Here is a 17657-nt window from a genome sequence, read left to right as displayed (position 1 = left end):
TTAAATTTATTATAGCAAAAAATATATAAGCATATAAATATCTTTTAATTATTTAAAGATAAAGGATAGTTTACAATAATTAGTCCTTTATCAATAGCTAATTATTGATAACCATCCTTGTAAAAGTATATTAGTATTATTCTTCTCCAAGTAATCGTTTTAACATTTTATGTTGCCTTGCAACCTGCTCTACACTATCAACAGGTAAAGCATCATGGAGAGTCCTGTTCCCTTCATATTCACTTGAAATGTATCCATCATAGCCTATTTCTTTTAGAACTTTTATTACATTTTCATAATCCAAACATTCATCGGTTAAATCTTCACGCATATTATAGAATTTACCATGAATATGGAAAATATAATCCTTATGCTTCTTTAATACTTCTGGATTAGTATATAGTATTCGGGATACTGAGCCAAGCCATGCAAAGTCTTGAGCATTTGCCCCCATCTTTGCTATATCTTCCCTTACTTTTTTCATATCAGCCTTTGCCTCAAAAGCTTTATTTATATATTCTACAATTTTAGGATTTGCTCCATCGCGTACTGCTCTTTCTGCTTGAATTTGGCTTGGCCTTAATTGGAATACTCCCATATCAGGAATAATTCCAAACCACTCGCTTCCATACTTGTCAATTAAACGCTTATAAGGATCAAACCATGAAGAATCTAAATTTAAAGGAGCATGAATTTCCAATCCTATTTTAATATTATACTTTTCAGCTAATGGTAAGCTTTTTTCTATTATTCTTACAGGAGTAGTGCATAAAGTCCTTATAACAAAACATCCTAACTGTTTTGCAACCTTTAAATCTCTTTCCATTAAGTCTACAAGTTCGTCATCTGATAAAATCCTATTTTTAAACATAAGTGATTCAGAGAATACATCGGCACAGGTCGGTGTTAGCTTGTACTTTTCCATCCAACCAAACCATTTTTCAATAAAGGCTTCAGAAAGATTAGGATATTCGTTTATCATCTGCTCTGGGATTATTTCAACACCAGTTGCTCCAATATCAGCAACTGCTTTAATACAATCTTCAAGCTTCATTTTACGATGAAAATATTCCTCTTGGTAACTATATAAAGATACACCTCGTTTGATTTTACTCATAAAGTAGCCCCCTTTAATTAATCATCTTTATTACTCTTTAACTGTTAAATATTTATCTTCTTCCAAAACTAATATCTTTTTATCATGTCCTGTAAACTTGCCATAAGGAGCACGAATTGCAATCCATACCTCTACTTGATAATCAATATAAACCAGTCCACCAGGTTTATAGATTTTTAAAGTTGCATCTTCATCAAAGTTCCATCTCTTTGTAGCTACTGTAGACATTTCATTCATCATAAAACTTCCACTATTTACAGTAAAGCGTATAACATCATTTGTAAAAACCTGAGTTTCTCCTCCGATTCCACCACTTATTGCTACCTTTATTTCATCAACACAAGATAGTGGAACCCCTCTATAATAAGGAATTCTTATTTTAAGCTCAAAACCTTCTATATTTCCCGTTTCAGATATAACGTTACGAAAACCATAAGGGCAGATTAGATATTTATCAAACATTCAACCTCTCCTCCATTTATATATTTAATGTTTTTATCTCTTTCAGCTTTTTAAGAACATTAAAAAACATAATCTGCTATATCCTTTTAAATAAAAACAGCATCTTTAAAATAACAATTAAACAATAAATTGTTTCATATAATTTCTGCTTATAATTATTGATTTTTTAACTGACTCTAAAGAATCTTCAAAGGCCTTATCCTCTATTTCTATGCATGCTGGTCCGGTATATCTTATATCAGTTAAAGCCGAAACAAACTTACCCCAATTCACATCCCCAAGACCTGGAATCTTTGGAGAAATATATTCAAGTGGCGTTGCCATAATGCCTACCTGGTCTAATTTATCCTTATAAACTTTTATATCTTTAAAATGAACATGGAATATCCTTTTGCTAAATTCATATACAGGCTTTATATAATCTATTTGCTGCCATACAAAGTGGGATGGATCATAATTTAGCCCAAAATTTGCACTTGGGATTAACTCAAACATTCTTCTCCATATACTTGGAGTTGTTGCAAGATTTAACCCCCCCGGCCATTCATCGTATGTAAAAAGCATAGGACAATTTTCAATTGCAATTTTTACATTATTTTCTTCTGCAAATTTAACTATAGGAATCCAAACCTCTTTAAATATTTGAAGGTTCTCTTCTACAGTTTTGGTTTTATCTCTGCCGATAAATGTAGTTACAGTATTTATTCCAAGCATATTTGCAGCCTTTATTAATCTTTTTATATGTTCGATATAAAATATCCTTTTCTCTAAATCAGGATCTAATGGATTTGGATAATATCCTAAAGCTGAAATTGTAACACCTTTTGATTTTGCATAGTTATTTATATATGACGCTTTTTCTTTAGTCATATCTGTAACATCTATATGGGTAACACCTGCGTATCTTCTTTCAGCTTTACCAACCGGCCAGCACATCATTTCTACACAGGAAAATCCATTTTCTGATGCAAAATCTATCACTTGCTCAAAAGTCAAATCCGGTAATATAGCACTTACAAAACCTAATTTCACCTTTATCTCCCCTTAAATATTTTTTAACTTTATTCTCCAAATAGTATTTTTCTTTCCATTAAAAGATGCTTCTTTGTCATTTCTACTGCTCTTCCTGATATATGATCCTCATATTCTGACATAATATATCCTTCAAAATCTGAATCCTTTATTACAGGAAGAACCTTATCATAAGGAATACTTGCCTCTTCAAGATTATCGTAAATATAATGGAACTTACCATGAAAATGAATACAATAGGGCATAACTTTCTTTAGTCCTTCTAAGTCAGGCTCTTTATAGAATGTAACAAATCCGTTCATAGCTTCAAAGCAGCCTAGCACTGCTCCATTTGCACCTGCTTTTATAAGCCTTTCCCTTGCTTCATTTCTTGGTACTCCATCATATCTCATCTGGGCAGCCATTTCTAACAGCTCAACAGGGGCTCCTTTAGCAATTGCCTCATCCCAATGAGGTTTATTAGGTTTAGTTGCAAAGCATCCAAGGTCTGGTATAAAGCCAATATATTTTGAACCCGTTTTTTCAAATACCTCTAAATACTTTTGCATAGCCTCGCTAGATGGAGTTTCTGGATTGTGCATCTCTACACCAATTTTAATACCATATTCCTCTGCATAGGGTGCTAATTTAGCCATAACCTCTGGGGATAGTAAATACTGAACTCTCATTATCTTACAGCCTAATTTATGTGCACTCTTTATATCATTAATTGTTGATGTTAAAATTTCATCATCTGTTAGGTTTCTATCGCATCTTAAACCTTTATCAGTATTTGCTGCATAACATATAGGCTTAATTCCATAAGCTGCAGACATTGCTTTTATTTCCCCTAAAAACTTTTCATTGACATAAGGATATGAAGGTATCATTTGAGTTGCAACAATTTCATAACCTTCAGCACCCAATTCAGCTGCAGTTTTAATACAATCTTCTAATGTATATATTCCTTTAATATATTCATTTGTAAAACAATATAACGAAATTCCTAATTTAATATTACTCATCTCAAAGCCCTCCTTAATTTTGTTCTACAATTGACAGTATCTTTTTATCGCTGCTGTCAATTGGAACATAAGCACGATCTCCTTCACCGCCAGGAAGCGGCATATAAGGACTTCTGAGTATTAAAGTTAGTTCAATTTCATGTTCTCCTAATGATAACCCTCCTGGTTTTCTAACTCTTATTTTTGCAGGTGTAACGATTGTCCAAAATTCTGAAATTAAGTATGGAAGCTGGAATACACTAAATTCTTTACCATTTAGGCAAAAAGTAATATCTTTACTGTCTATTTTTTCTCCATCTACTGCTACTTCAAACTTGTCAATACAAGATAAATATTGCCCTCTATAATAAGCTAAACGAATATCAAACTCAAAGCCGCTTTTTTTCCCATTTACATAATAATTTTTCAAGCTGTTATTTTGAATTATATCAGTAAAAACTAATCTCATTCCAAAAGCCATAAAGAACACCCCTAATACTCAAATACTATTTCCTTTCCTGATTCTGCAGATTTATATATAGCATCCAATATCTTTGTTACAACAAATGCCTGCTCAGGATTTACAAGTGGCTCCTTATCATTTATTATTGCTTCTAACCATTGTTTTGCTTCAATTACTCCTGGCTCTGATACATTACCTGAAAAATATGCAATATTCCCACCTGCAGAATTTTTCTCTTCAGTTAACATGCCATTATGAGCCCTATTGTATATCAATTCATTAACAGGATAGCTCATACCTGATTTTATCTCTGCACCTGCTTTTGTTCCGCAAAGTGTTGTTGCAGCTTCTTTAGATTCTAAAACATTTAATGCCCAAGATGCTTCTAAGAAAATAGTTGCTCCATTTTCCATCTTTACAAATCCAAAGGCTGAATCTTCTACTTCATAAGTCTTTGGATCCCATGGGCCAAACAAATTCCCCTCTGGACCATTTTCTAACGTACCTATCTTTTGGAATACTGAACCTGTAACTGATACAGGTTTATAATTATTCATCATCCAGAGAGTTATATCAAGTGCATGTGTTCCAATATCTATTAGAGGTCCTCCACCTTGTTTTGATTTATCTGGAAATACTCCCCAAGTTGGAACTGCTCTTCTTCTAACTGCATGTGCTTTTGCAAAGTAGATTTCGCCCAATTCACCATTTTGGCATGCAGTATGAAGAGCTTGTACTTCTGGACGGAATCTGTTTTGATATCCAATTGTAAATTTCTTTCCTGACTTTTTCCATGCATCTAACATAGCTTGGGCAGCTTCAGTATTATGGGCCATAGGCTTTTCACACATTACATGTTTTCCTGCTTCAAATGCAGCTACTGTAATTGGGCTATGGGATACATTTGGTGTCAATACATGTACAACATCAATCGATTCATCCTTTAACAGTTCTTTGTAATCTGTATAGACTTTTGCATCTTCTGTACCATATTCTTTTGCAGCCTTTACTGCTCTCTCTTCAATGATGTCACAAAATGCTACTATTTCGCATAAATCCTTATTAAATTTTAGTGCTGGAAGATGTTTTTGGTTTGCAATACCACCGCATCCAATAATTCCTACTCTTAACTTTTTCATTTTCATTACCTCACTTTATATAAATTTTTTTAATATTCTGTTATAATAATTATAACTTTTCATTATATATGAACTCATTCTATTAATTATTCTTTTATTGTTCTAATTTTGTCTTTTAAAAAATCATATTCTTAACTTAAATCAAAAAAATTAAAAAATCGAATAAAAAATTTAATCTGTATATTTTTTACATAATAAAAAGCGTACTGCATAAAACATTTTGCAATACGCCTAAAAAAATTATTCAAAATCAATACTTTTTCCTGTTCTTGCAGATTCCCATGATGCTTCCATAACTGAAAGCACTCTTCTTACCTGCTCTGGTTTTACAATAAATTCTTCTTCACCTTTTAATGCCTTTAAAAAGTTTTCAAAATACATAATATGATCAACATCTACCTTTGGTAAATCCTCTGTTACTAAAATTCCAGGCTGCGGTGGCCCAAATGACCTTGTTGGACCTGATGCGGTCATAGTTGTTTTTCCTGGAACATTCGTAAGAAGCCTTGTTGTTCTTGCAATTTTTCCTATTGGCTCAAACCCATCAACATACATGCTTCCTTTATTACCGCCAATAAACCAGTGCCTTTCAAACCATTTTTCCTTATCAGCAAGGAAATAAGTACCAAGCTCAATTTCACCTAATATGCCATTTTCAAATCTAAGAAGTATTTTAAAATAATCATCTACTTCCTCATTAATTACATTACGTATATATGCAAAAATAGTTTTTATTTTAGAATCAACCATCCATAGCATCTGATCTATTAAATGTACGCCCCAGTCATAAAGCATTCCTCCACCATATTTTTTAAACACATGCCAATCATGCATATTCCCATTTATACCATAGAGCATAGTCTGAATTGTATATATTTGTCCAACCATATTTTTATCATAGACTTCTTTTGCGATACGAAAATCCTTATCATAGCGTCTTTGATGATGTACTGAAAATTTAACATTGCACTCCTTTACTACTTTCATCATCTCATCAAATTCTTTAACAGATAGAGCTGCAGGTTTTTCAAGGAGAATATTTTTTCCTGCTCTTGCAGCTTTTATAACAGCTTCTTTATGTATATGATTAGGTACAGATAAAATAACAACATCTATATCCTTTATTGAAAGTAATTCATCCATATCTTTACATAGTCTTACTCCCTGTGGTGCATCTGATAATTTTTCATCGTCTATATCACATATTGCTATAAGTTCTGCTTCTTTAAGCTTTGCCAATGTACTTGCATGAACATGCCCCATAAAGCCAAATCCTATTATCCCAAATTTTATACTCATATATAAAATCAACCCCTTTTTAACTTAAATGTAATAACTATATTTTGATTATATATAATTAATTAATCTAATACATTCGACATCTTAATTAAAAAATATATAAAACATTAATTTGTTAATTTATTATGTAGAATAATTATAAAAACATATTAAAAATTAAAATATATATTTTAATCTATTACAACTCTATGGAATAACTTTTATTTTACTTTGGAAACATAAAATAAAAATAAGTTAATCAGGTGGGAAAATGCTTAGGCTTAATAAAACCCAACTCTTTTGTTTAATGATGCTGTTTGAAATAGGAAGCACTACCCTTTTTGTATTGGGTATTGATGCAAAGCAGGATGCATGGGTTTCTATTTTGATTTCAATACCTTTAGGCCTTATTTTATTAAATATTTATCTTAAGATTTTAAAAATATCATATAAAGAAAATTTTGCAGAAATAATAATTAAAATATTGGGTAAATATATAGGATATCCTCTTGTATTTTTTTATGGTCTTTATTTTATTTATATATTTACAAGAAATATTAGAGATTTTACAGAATTAATATCTATAACGTTCCTTCCTAATACTCCTTTTATTGTAATAAACATTATCTTTGTATTATGCATTGCTTATGTACTTACATTTGGATTAGAAGTTTTAGGGCGTACAAGTGAAATTAACTTTCCAATATTATTGATTTTCATAATATCTTCATACATTTTTATATCAGCTTCTGGATATTTTAATATAGATCAGTTAAAGCCTATACTATCAAATGATATAAAAACAATATTAACTCCCGTTTTTTCACAGTTAATTTTTTTCCCATTTGGAGAAATTATAGTTTTCCTTATGTTCTGGTGTTACGTTGATGCTATTGAAAGTGTTAATAAAATATCTTATATTGCTATTATTGCATCTGGAATAATACTTACCTTAACAACTGTTATAACCCTTTGTGTATTAGGGCCTGCTATAGCCTCTTATGTAACCATTCCATTTTTAGAAGTAATAAAATTAATTAATATTGCTGATATAATAACCAACCTTGATGCAATTGGAATAGCAATTATTTTTATAGGTGGCTTTTATAAAGCAGCAATATTCTTATATGGAGGTGTATTGGCACTTTCAACCCTATTTAAGCTTAAAAACTTCAAATGGCTTTTAATTTTAATTTGTATAGTTGTATCTTGGTACTCAAAGGTATTTGAGCCTAATTATTCATATCATGTATGGCTTGGACTTAAAATGACTCCATTATATATTCATCTTCCTTTTCAAATAATAATACCTATAATGTTGTTAATAATAAAATATTTAAAAATAAACAGTTAAGAAGGTTTAAGTATGATTGATTTATTTCAAACTAAAGAAACGCTAATAAAATCAGGAATAGGTCCCTGTATTTTGTCTTTATCAGGATATATTTATTCAGTTATTTTATTTATAGTAGCTTTATATTACTTATTTAGATTTATAATTAAAAAGTTATAATGCATACAACATTATAACTTTTATTTTTCTATCTCTTCACTTTTCATAGTTAATCCCGAATTTAATATTTTAATTTCAACTTCTATATTGTATTTTACGTTAGAAAATATCTTATCCCAGTTATCCTTTATTTTAAGCCATTCATGTGGGTATTTTTTATTTAAAGCCGATCCAAACCCGAAAATATCTGATTCGAACTGTTTTTGCTGTTTATTTATAACTTTTTCTATTTGTTCTTTAACTACCTTATTAACTTCATTTTGTAATTTAATAAAGTTTTCATCATTAGTAAAATCAATACATTCTTCCGTTTCACCTATATTTCCACTTGCCTTTACCTTTATATTTAATAAATAGTTGCTATCTATCAACTCAGGTTTTATTTCTGTTTTTGCATTGTTAATTTGAATTGAAATTTTTTTGTTATTATCTACAAGCCCGGGTATAACTATAACACAATTTCTCATTTTATTGGTTATCCAATTAAGCCCCATAGTTTCAATATCATCTAAATATCCAACTAATTTATCTCCTTTAAATACAGCTGTGCCATAAAAATTTAATCCTTTGTTTTCTATTTCTTCTTTAATTTCAATAGGATATAATGGAAATTTCTTTATCTGGGCAACAGATGCAATTGGTTCAATACCCTCTGAATATAATCTCTGAGACAGCTCTATTAATTTTATATTGCTCATTTTGCCATTTGCATCTTTTAAATCAACAATCTCATCAACATAAGCTGCCTGGATATCTGATATTCCATGAATAACTCCTAATATATCACTTGCTTTTTCTTCTTTTGAAATAATAACCCATATTGACTTTCTCAGCTCTCGATCCCTAAAGAAAAAATCTATGATACTTAAAATTCCTTCTTTAGCAACATCCTTACTAATTACTATAAATTTATTGTGATTAAAAAACAATTTTTTATCAAAAAACAGTGTGATACTTTTAATTGCATCAGATATTGTTCTCCCCCTTGATGTAACCAATTCAACCGGAGATTTTAAGCTGCCCTTGCTATTTAATTGGGATGGACGTATTACCTGAGCAGTAATAATATATTCATTTTTATCCATATCCTTATCTATTGCAACACCATACACTATTCCTATTGTGTTTAATTCCCTTCTATCCCAACAGCCTGTAAATGCTACAGTTGCAAAGCAAATAATGAAAATAAAAAGCCTTTTTAGCAAATTGGGCCACCTCTACTTGCGTGAGTTATTACTTGTTATTGATTTAAAACCTAAGTTCATAAACCACAATGGAAATCTAATTATACAATCCTTTAAACCTTCCCATTTGATTGGAGATAAAGGTGACAAGTATGGCACTCCAAAGGATTCTAATGAACACATATAAGCAAGCAACATAATAATGCCTATTTCCATTCCATAAAATCCAAAGGCTGCACTTAAAATTATAAATATATATCTTAATATATTTACGGCATTAGCAATTGAAGGAATGATCTGACTTGCAACTCCTGTAAATCCAGCTATTATTATCATAGGATTACTTATTAAACCTGCCTTTACAGCAGACTCTCCAATGACAAGTGCCCCTACAATGCTGACTGCAGAGCCTACCTGTCTTGGCATTCTAAGACCAGACTGCCTTAAAAGCTCAAATGTTGTTATCATAAATAAAGTTTCAATAAATGCTGGAAAAGGTATTCCTTCTCTTGCTGCTGCCATTGTTGTGAGAAGAATTGAAGGTATCATTTCTTGATGAAAAGTTTCAAGGGATATATATATAGCTGGTAAAAAAGTAGAAATTAAAAAAGCAAGTAATCTCAATATCCTCTCAAAACTTGCAAATGCAGGCTTATCATAATAATCCTCACTAACTTGAAAATTTTCAATAAACAAAAATGGTACAGTTAAAACAACAGGAGTACCACTACACAAAATAGCAACTCTTCCTTCTAATATCTTTGCAGCGACCTTTTCAGGTTTTTCACTATTCCCTACAGTAGAAAAAATAGATAATGGATGATCCGAAATATATTGTTCAACATAACCTGACTCTAAAATTGAATCAGCATTTATTTTATTTATTCTACTTCTAACCTCATCTACTATTTTTTTATCTGCAATGCCTTCTATATATGCTATACATATTTCTGTACGGGTTTGTTTGCCTAATCTAAATGATTCGAAAGTAAGCTTCGTATTTTTTATTATTCTTCTTAACAATGATGTATTAATTCTTAATGTTTCTGTAAAGCCTTCATGGGAACCCCTTATACCAACTTCTGTATCAGGCTCTGTAATGCTTCTTGATGCCCATCCCTTTACATCAATCATAAGCACAGCATTATAATTATCTAAAAATAGTGCAACTTCTCCATCCAAAATTAAACCTACAGCTTCGTTAAAAGAACTTATTTCTTTTACATCAGATACAGTTAATATGTTTTCCTTTATAGCAGCATAAATATTTGTACCTTCGATATCTTCACCTATCAAATGAAAATCAACGGCTAACGCCTTTATTATATGTTCATTAAGAGTTTCTTTATCAACAAGTCCATCAATAAAGCACAATAATGCTTTAATCTGTTTTTTTATTCCAATTTTAAACTCTCTATAAATTATATCACTGCTTTTTCCAAAAACTTTTTTTAAACTTAACAGATTTTTTTCTAAACTTATATCAATTTCATATTCTTCTTGTGAATATGTTAATTCCTTTGCCTTTTCATTTTTATTTGAAGATAGATTTTTTAAATGCTTTATATTATTTTCTATTTTCTTTAGCATTTGAAGTCACCTTTTTTATTTTATTATAAGCACGGTAATATCTTTTATACATTGAATATTGGGACGGTTACTTATTAGCATTAATCAATTGTAGGAATAGGTGAATCGGTGATACATAAATTGGCAAGACGAGGGACGGTTACTTATTTTATACACTATATCTGCAAAATTAGGGGGATATCCACACATAAGTTAGGACGGTTACTTATTATATAAAAATTAGCAAACAAATACAAGATGATTTCTCTATTTATATCATCTAAAATTCAGCACACATTAATAGACTGAAATATAATTTTAATATAATAAACCCCTTACTAATAATTTTTATAATCTTAATTCATTATTTCTTATATTCTGTTGATTTAATTATTAAGGTTTTATAATAGCTTGTACACCTTTTTTCCTTAATTCTATATAGAAATCATACTTTTAAAAATTATTACTTGATTATTTAATTTAACATTAAACACTTATACGCATATAGCCAATATCTCCTCCGCTATTACTCTATACCTCTCCTCCTTTATAAGCTCAGCCCCTAAAGAGCATAGCCTTGATACGTTCGCTTGCCCTATGCTGCCAAGTATCTTACATATATCAGAGCATTTTAAATCACAAAACTTTCTTAATACAAAGCACAGTATCGCCTTTGCCTCCTTCGCTCCCTTTGCCCTTTTTATCTTAAGCATTAATTTGTCTATGTTAAACCTTTCTGATATTATCTCTATTATCTTCTCAGGGGATAAGTCCCTTATAAGTACCCTTCTCATACTCCTGTATTCCGTAGGCTCATTTTTAAACTCCTGCTTTTTTGCATCTACTACACTTTTTACTTTAAATATAAAATCACGATACATTGCTCGTGCAGCTGCTTCCTTTAGACTAAACATTGAAAGTATAAAGCTGTCATCTATAAGTTCAAACTCATCTTTCTTTTCTGCTAAAAATATCCCCAAAGATGAAAAGCGATAATCCTGTGGGTTTGTTTCATAACCCTTTATATCTGTTGCGTTAAAGTGAACGTAGGCTGTTAAGGCAAAAAGATATCTGTCATTATCAACTATAAGGCTTTTAAATCTATCGTGGAAAAGGTGCCCTATTCTCTCATGCCTTTTGTTGTAATACATTGCATATTTGTAGTTGATAAAGTGCATTATCTTCGATATGTCCGCACCGTTTGCGTCTATTATGAAGTGGGCGTGGTTATCCATAAGGCAGTAGGAATAAACTTTAAACTCAAACTGTTCCTGAGATTTTTTAACAAATTCCATAAATTTTACTTTATCATCATCGTCTTTAAAGAGGGGGGCCTCAACAATGCTTTTAACCATAATATGATAGATGCAATCAAAGGACTTCATTCTTGCCATTCTTGGCATAACAAAACACCTCCGACTTAGATTATATTTTCAGTATTATTTTTCCAAGTAGGAGGTGGTTCTATTCATGAAGGTGTAAATATTGATAAAAATAAGTAACTGTCCCTTTTGTCTTTTTTTATTTTTCAAACTCAAATGTATAGTTTCCTGAACCTACTAGTATTTTATACATACTATTTTCTTGAACTATATCTATAATTTCATCGATTTTAATATCTTTTAAGGTCTCTTTCTTTATATTATCTAATATTATTTCTGCCTGTGTATTTACTGGGACTTTAACTTTAAGTGAAATGCTTTTTTCATTTCTTTCCCAGTTAACAACAATATCACCATATAAAGACTTGTATCTAAGTTTTACACAACTGAAGTATTCAAAATATGGTTTTATTGAGAATTTTTTGTATCCTGGTTCTATTAAGTTTAATCCTCCTATAACATTATACATCCATTCGCCAATTGCCCCATAAGCGTAATGGTTAAATGAGTTCATATCAGCACTCCAAAAGCTTCCGTCTTCTTTAATACCATCCCAGTGCTCCCATATAGTTGTAGCACCTTTAGTTATCTGATATAGCCAAGATGGACAATCTTTTTTAAGTAGTAGTTTTAATGCTATGTCGTTTCTCCCATATTTTGTTAAAACGTGGCAAAGATACGGTGTCCCAACAAATCCAGTTGTAAGATGATAGTTATTTGTTTCAATGAGTTTCACAAGTTCTTCCACATTCCTATTAATGTGCTTTTCTTCAAGCAAGTTAAACATCAGTGTTAGAACATGAGCTGTTTGTGTATTTGAAACAAGCCTACCATTGGGTGATACAAACTCTTTTCTAAACTCTCTAACTATATTTTCATAAAGCCTTTTATATTCATTATAATCTTCCTCTAATCCTAAAACCTTAGCACTGTTAAAAAGAATCCATGTTGAGTATGCATAAAATGCTGTTGCAATAAAGTCCATTGGCGTTGCCCCTGTATAGCTTCCTTCCTTAGCATCAAGAGCAAGCCAATCTCCAAATTGAAAACCAGTATTCCATAAAAACTCATTACTCCCCTGATGTCTAATATATTCAACCCATTTTTTCATACTCTGATACTGACTTTCAAGTATCCTTTCATCTGCATAGCAATTATATATAGTCCAAGGGCATATTGTTGCAGCATCTCCCCATGCTGCAGCTGAGTGAGGCTCTCCCCATTCAGTAGGAGTTTTATTGTTTCCTATTGCATCAGGAATAACAAATGGTATTCCTCCTTCTTCAAGCTGGTCAGCACTTAAGTCATTAAGCCACTTTTTAAAAAACAAAGCAACATCCATATTAAAACATGCAGTTCTTATAAATACCTGAGCATCACCTGTCCAACCTAATCTTTCATCCCTTTGAGGACAGTCAGTTGGAACATCTACAAAGTTTCCTTTTTGGCTCCATACTATATTTTGCTGAAGCCTGTTTATATCTTCATCAGAACATTCAAACTCTCCTGTTGTTTGCATTCCAGAATATATTACAACACCCGTAAAATTATCTAAATCAATTTCTCCAGGATACTCTAATACATTGACATATCTAAAACCCTGATAGGTAAAATGAGGCTCAAATATTTCCTCTTCTTCACCTTTCAAAGTATATTCAATAGTTTGTTTTGCTTTTCTAATGTTATCTAAATAAAAATTACCTTCTTTATCTAACACTTCGGCATGTCTTAGTATAACCTTGTCACCTTTATTTCCTTTTACTTTAAATCGAACAAAACCAACCATGTTTTGCCCAAAGTCAATCACCCTCTCATTTTTAGGAGTAATTATTAGTTTTATTGGCTTTATCTCCTGCATTTTTTTAGCTGGTATATTTTCTTGTCCCACTAAAATACTCTTTGAATGATTTAATACAACTGCATTTTTCCAGTTAGTATCATCATAGTTTTCTATATTCCAATCTACAAGCTCAAAATTAGCATCATAGACCTCTCCATGATATAATTCGGAGGATATAATTGGCCCATGGTTGTATTTCCAACTATTATCAGTCTTTAAAATATCAATGCTCCCATCTTGATAATATATATGAAGCTGAAGTATTAGTGCTAACTTATCTCCATATATGTTGTTCTTTTCTTCCCAAGTAAGATATCCTTTAAACCATCCATTCCCAAGAATTGAGCCTAATACATTTTTTCCTTCTTTTATTAAACTTGTAACATCATAAGTTTGATACTGAATTCTTTTCTTATATGATGTCCAACCTGGAGTAAAGTAATAATCCCCAACCCTTTTACCATTTAAAAATAGTTCATAAAGGCCTAATGCACTTACATATATCACTGCCTTTTTAATATCTTTTTGCAAAGTAAATTCTTTTCTAAAATATGGACACATTGGGTTATTGTCTTTATCCTCTACTGCTATCCAGTCTGCAATCCATCTATTATTATCAATAATACCAACTTCAAAGAAATTTATATCAGAATAATCAGATATATTACCATAGTTGTCCCAAATTCTTATCCTATAATAATATCTTTGCTGTTCACAAAGCTTAGGACCATTATATTCTACATGAACTGAATTATATGAATTAATTTTCCCAGTATCATAAAAAATACTTGAAAAAGTTTCATCCTTTGAAAATACAATTTGATATGCTGTCTGTTTTGTTCCATTTCTATCTGAGTCTATAATCCACGAAAACCTTGGCTTTAATGTTGATATACCTATTGGATTTATTAAATATTCACATCTAACTTCTTTAATAAATAAAGCCATTTATAACACCTCTTTCATCATTATGCCTTTATTCTTAGCTATACCACACAATTACAATATTAAAATTCATATTCCCCTGAGCCTAAAATAAGTTCTTTATTATACAATCTTAATATTGCTCTTACTCCAACAGGTATTTTAAGTTTTATTTTTGAGTTTAATCTCTTCCAGTCAATATACAATTCTCCATATTGGCTCATATAAGATAACGTAAAATGCTCAAATGGTGCTTCAAAATCTGGTTCAATAATAAAGTTAGCTCCACTTAAATCATTAGGTGGTAATTTATTAAATCCTATAATCCTTTTAACAATAAAACTTTGAACACTTCCTAAGGCATAATGGTTATACGATATTATATTCCTTGTATTATCAGGATTAATTGCATTCCACGATTCCCAAATAGTCGTTGCACCTTTATTAACCATATATAGCCAGGAAGGGCATTCTTCTTGCAACAATAGTTTATAAGCCAAATCTTTTTTTCCATACTTAAACAATACATCTAATAAAATAGGTGTTGATAAAAAACCAGTATCCAATCTATAACCATTTTCAATAATTTTTTTAGTTAACCTATTTATAAATATTGCATTTAATTTTTCATTTCCTATTTTAAAATAAGCTGCTAACGCATATAAACCCTGTAAATCATTTAATATTTTACCTTCATTATCAACAAACTTTTTAACAAAAGCATCCTTTATTTTATTTGATAAATCAAGATAGTATTCTTCATCCTCTTTTCTTTTAAGAACATTTGCAATTTTAGATAATAATTCAGAGGAATAAGCAAAATACATTGTTGCAACTTGTTTTGAAGTCAAGTTAGCTGATTTCATAGGATCTGTTTTTCCATTTTCATCAACTATGCTTGGTATATATCAATCACCATAATGGAAATCCATATCCCAAAGATACCTTTCATAATCCTTTGAGGATTCAGTAACATTTGAAGCACATCTTTCTTCTACGTATTTTAACCATTTTTTCATCATGTCGTAATTATCTTTAAGAAAATCCATATCTTCATAATGCAAATATAAATACCATGGTATTATTATACAAGCATCTGACCAACCAGCAGAAGATATATTCCCAAAACCATTTGAAAGTTTTTCATCTGATTCTATCCATGGGATAACTGATGGTACTTGTCCATTTTTATATTGGTCAAGTTTCATATTATATAGCCATCTTTTCATGAAATTATCTACTTTCATATTAAAAATAGCTGTTTCAATGAAAATTTGAGCATCTCCAGTCCATCCTGCCTTTTCTCTTTGTGGACAATCTGTTGGTATTGATATAAAATTGCTTTGTTGAGAGTTATATATGTTTTGTAAAAGTTTATTTATTTTTTCATTGGAAGTTGCGACTTTTCCTGTTCTTTCTAAATCAGTAGATAATATGTATGCTGTAAAATTAGCTTTATTTATTTCTCCAGGATAGCTAATTACTTTTACATATCTAAAGCCATGATATGTAAATTTAGGTGCTAAAATTTCCTCTTCCTCACCTTTTAAAATATAAATATCTGTTTGATACTTATTTTGGCCCATTACATTAAAGAAAAAATTACCTTCATTATCAAGTTCTTCAGCATGCTGTAATTTTACAACATCTCCATTTTTCCCTTTTACTTTAACTTCAACAATACCAGCAATATTTTTTCCAAAATCGATTATAATTTCACCTTTGGGGCTTTTAACTATTCTTTCAGGTTTTATTTTTTCTATACATCTTACTTTTTCTGCAATATCTAATCTTATATTGTTATATCCATAATCTTTCTCTATTACTTCATAATATGTAATTGGTTTATTATAATTATGTTTTTCCCCAATAAATAAATCAGAATACTCTATTTCCTCTGAAAATGCTTTAAATGATTTATCTGTTCCAATAATTTGTTTTTCTCCATCAATATACTCAATTTCAATTTGGGCCAATAAAGCAATATTATCTCCAAACTGATGTCCTATAGCAGCAAGACCTATTCTTCCTTTATACCATCCATCTGCAACAGTAATTGAAATATCATTTTTCCCATTTTTGAGTAAATTATAAATATCGTAAATCTGATAATAAAGTAGCTTTGAATATGTCGTAAAGCCTGGATTAAAATATTCATCACTAACTTTTATGCCATTGATTTTAGCTTCATAAATGCCATGGGCAGTAATGTAAATCCTTGCCTTTTTTATTTCTTTATTTTTTATAAAAAAATCCTTGTAAAAGGTAATTGGTGGATCCAATTTTATATCTTCTAGTTCATTAATGTTAGGGTGGTAAGAAAATATTTCACTAATATTAAATCCTTCTTTTGTCGACTTAATGGGAATATTTGCCTCAATCCACTTTGCTTCCCAACATTGAGATTTTAAAAATCCTGTTTCGAAATTTATAAGGCTGCTTTCTGCAATATCATCATAATTGTTCCACACAATTACCTTCCAATAATATTCTTTTTTACTTTCTAATTTTATATCGTTATAATATATATTTATTTGTTGACTGCTATCAACCTTTTTAGTATCATATATGACATCTTTTAATTCATCATATAAAATTATTCTATATGATTTTTGATATACATTGTTTTTATCTGATTCTAATTGCCATCCAAATGATATTTCATTGCAATCTATATATACTTTACCTACTTTATTGTTAGTAAAACATTTTGCTATAACAAACATTTTCCAACCTCTAATTTCTTATCTAAATAATATTTATTTCATGCT

At 30.4% G+C, this 17657-nt stretch carries 14 protein-coding genes and 1 pseudogene; 2 read left to right on the top strand and 13 right to left on the bottom strand.

The annotated features are described in order from the left end of the window. Positions 1-136: 136 nt before the first annotated feature. The 7 genes from FDN13_RS11695 to FDN13_RS11665 form a co-directional block, all read right to left on the bottom strand. Positions 137-1117 carry a sugar phosphate isomerase/epimerase family protein gene (locus FDN13_RS11695; protein WP_138980554.1) on the bottom strand — a complete coding sequence of 327 codons (981 nt, stop codon included), beginning with the start codon at positions 1115-1117 and terminating at the stop codon, positions 137-139. A gap of 30 nt (positions 1118-1147) precedes the next feature. Further along, positions 1148-1579, bottom strand: a complete 432-nt coding sequence (locus FDN13_RS11690) for a C-glycoside deglycosidase beta subunit domain-containing protein (RefSeq protein ID WP_138980553.1) — start codon at positions 1577-1579, stop codon at positions 1148-1150. Positions 1580-1696: 117 nt separating this feature from the next. Next, a complete protein-coding gene (locus tag FDN13_RS11685; RefSeq protein ID WP_138980552.1) occupies positions 1697-2611 on the bottom strand; it encodes a sugar phosphate isomerase/epimerase family protein in 915 nt (304 codons plus the stop codon). A 29-nt stretch (positions 2612-2640) separates the two neighbouring features. Further along, positions 2641-3615: a sugar phosphate isomerase/epimerase family protein gene (locus tag FDN13_RS11680; RefSeq protein WP_138980551.1), complete on the bottom strand. Its 975-nt coding sequence runs from the start codon at positions 3613-3615 to the stop codon at positions 2641-2643. A 13-nt stretch (positions 3616-3628) separates the two neighbouring features. Further along, positions 3629-4075 carry a C-glycoside deglycosidase beta subunit domain-containing protein gene (locus tag FDN13_RS11675; RefSeq protein WP_138980550.1) on the bottom strand — a complete coding sequence of 149 codons (447 nt, stop codon included), beginning with the start codon at positions 4073-4075 and terminating at the stop codon, positions 3629-3631. Between the two features lie 11 nt (positions 4076-4086). Then, on the bottom strand, positions 4087-5196 hold the full coding sequence (locus FDN13_RS11670) for a Gfo/Idh/MocA family protein (protein ID WP_371414825.1): 1110 nt from the start codon (positions 5194-5196) through the stop codon (positions 4087-4089). A gap of 240 nt (positions 5197-5436) precedes the next feature. Continuing rightward, a complete protein-coding gene (locus tag FDN13_RS11665) occupies positions 5437-6495 on the bottom strand; it encodes a Gfo/Idh/MocA family protein (RefSeq protein WP_138980548.1) in 1059 nt (352 codons plus the stop codon). A 250-nt stretch (positions 6496-6745) separates the two neighbouring features. On the opposite strand from FDN13_RS11665, the gene FDN13_RS11660 reads away from it, so the two are divergent. Together FDN13_RS11660 and FDN13_RS14265 are read left to right on the top strand one after the other, a co-directional pair. Beyond that, entirely contained in the window at positions 6746-7828 is a 1083-nt protein-coding gene (locus tag FDN13_RS11660) for a GerAB/ArcD/ProY family transporter (protein ID WP_138980547.1), read from the top strand. A gap of 12 nt (positions 7829-7840) precedes the next feature. Next, on the top strand, positions 7841-7987 hold the full coding sequence (locus FDN13_RS14265; RefSeq protein WP_168190156.1) for a hypothetical protein: 147 nt from the start codon (positions 7841-7843) through the stop codon (positions 7985-7987). Between the two features lie 20 nt (positions 7988-8007). Here the strand turns inward: FDN13_RS14265 and FDN13_RS11655 are convergent, their stop codons facing one another. The 6 genes and pseudogenes from FDN13_RS11655 to FDN13_RS11630 form a co-directional block, all read right to left on the bottom strand. Further along, complete coding sequence (locus tag FDN13_RS11655; RefSeq protein WP_138980546.1) at positions 8008-9192, bottom strand: Ger(x)C family spore germination protein; 1185 nt, start codon at positions 9190-9192, stop codon at positions 8008-8010. 12 nt (positions 9193-9204) lie between these two features. Next, positions 9205-10761: a spore germination protein gene (locus FDN13_RS11650; protein WP_138980545.1), complete on the bottom strand. Its 1557-nt coding sequence runs from the start codon at positions 10759-10761 to the stop codon at positions 9205-9207. Between the two features lie 473 nt (positions 10762-11234). Then, complete coding sequence (locus tag FDN13_RS11645; protein WP_138980544.1) at positions 11235-12143, bottom strand: transposase; 909 nt, start codon at positions 12141-12143, stop codon at positions 11235-11237. A gap of 118 nt (positions 12144-12261) precedes the next feature. After that, the gene (locus tag FDN13_RS11640) at positions 12262-14910 is read right to left on the bottom strand and encodes an alpha-L-rhamnosidase (protein ID WP_138980543.1); all 2649 of its coding nucleotides are present in this window, start codon (positions 14908-14910) and stop codon (positions 12262-12264) included. Positions 14911-14969: 59 nt separating this feature from the next. Continuing rightward, positions 14970-15158 carry an alpha-L-rhamnosidase C-terminal domain-containing protein gene (locus FDN13_RS14400; RefSeq protein WP_256372284.1) on the bottom strand — a complete coding sequence of 63 codons (189 nt, stop codon included), beginning with the start codon at positions 15156-15158 and terminating at the stop codon, positions 14970-14972. 66 nt (positions 15159-15224) lie between these two features. After that, positions 15225-17612: pseudogene (locus FDN13_RS11630) on the bottom strand (family 78 glycoside hydrolase catalytic domain); the annotation flags it as partial. Between the last annotated feature and the right edge of the window lie 45 nt (positions 17613-17657).

This window comes from Caloramator sp. E03, assembly GCF_006016075.1.
GTDB lineage: Bacteria > Bacillota > Clostridia > Clostridiales > Caloramatoraceae > Caloramator_B.
This window is presented reverse-complemented; position numbering and strand designations above follow the sequence as displayed.

Coding starts and splice junctions, on each gene's coding strand:
- FDN13_RS11695 (WP_138980554.1), bottom strand. CDS start 1,117: ATGAGTAAAATCAAACGAGGTGTATCTTTATATAGTTACCAAGAGGAA.
- FDN13_RS11675 (WP_138980550.1), bottom strand. CDS start 4,075: ATGGCTTTTGGAATGAGATTAGTTTTTACTGATATAATTCAAAATAAC.
- FDN13_RS11660 (WP_138980547.1), top strand. CDS start 6,746: ATGCTTAGGCTTAATAAAACCCAACTCTTTTGTTTAATGATGCTGTTT.
- FDN13_RS11650 (WP_138980545.1), bottom strand. CDS start 10,761: ATGCTAAAGAAAATAGAAAATAATATAAAGCATTTAAAAAATCTATCT.
- FDN13_RS14265 (WP_168190156.1), top strand. CDS start 7,841: ATGATTGATTTATTTCAAACTAAAGAAACGCTAATAAAATCAGGAATA.
- FDN13_RS11680 (WP_138980551.1), bottom strand. CDS start 3,615: ATGAGTAATATTAAATTAGGAATTTCGTTATATTGTTTTACAAATGAA.
- FDN13_RS11690 (WP_138980553.1), bottom strand. CDS start 1,579: ATGTTTGATAAATATCTAATCTGCCCTTATGGTTTTCGTAACGTTATA.
- FDN13_RS11670 (WP_371414825.1), bottom strand. CDS start 5,196: ATGAAAAAGTTAAGAGTAGGAATTATTGGATGCGGTGGTATTGCAAAC.
- FDN13_RS11665 (WP_138980548.1), bottom strand. CDS start 6,495: ATGAGTATAAAATTTGGGATAATAGGATTTGGCTTTATGGGGCATGTT.
- FDN13_RS11640 (WP_138980543.1), bottom strand. CDS start 14,910: ATGGCTTTATTTATTAAAGAAGTTAGATGTGAATATTTAATAAATCCA.
- FDN13_RS11645 (WP_138980544.1), bottom strand. CDS start 12,143: ATGCCAAGAATGGCAAGAATGAAGTCCTTTGATTGCATCTATCATATT.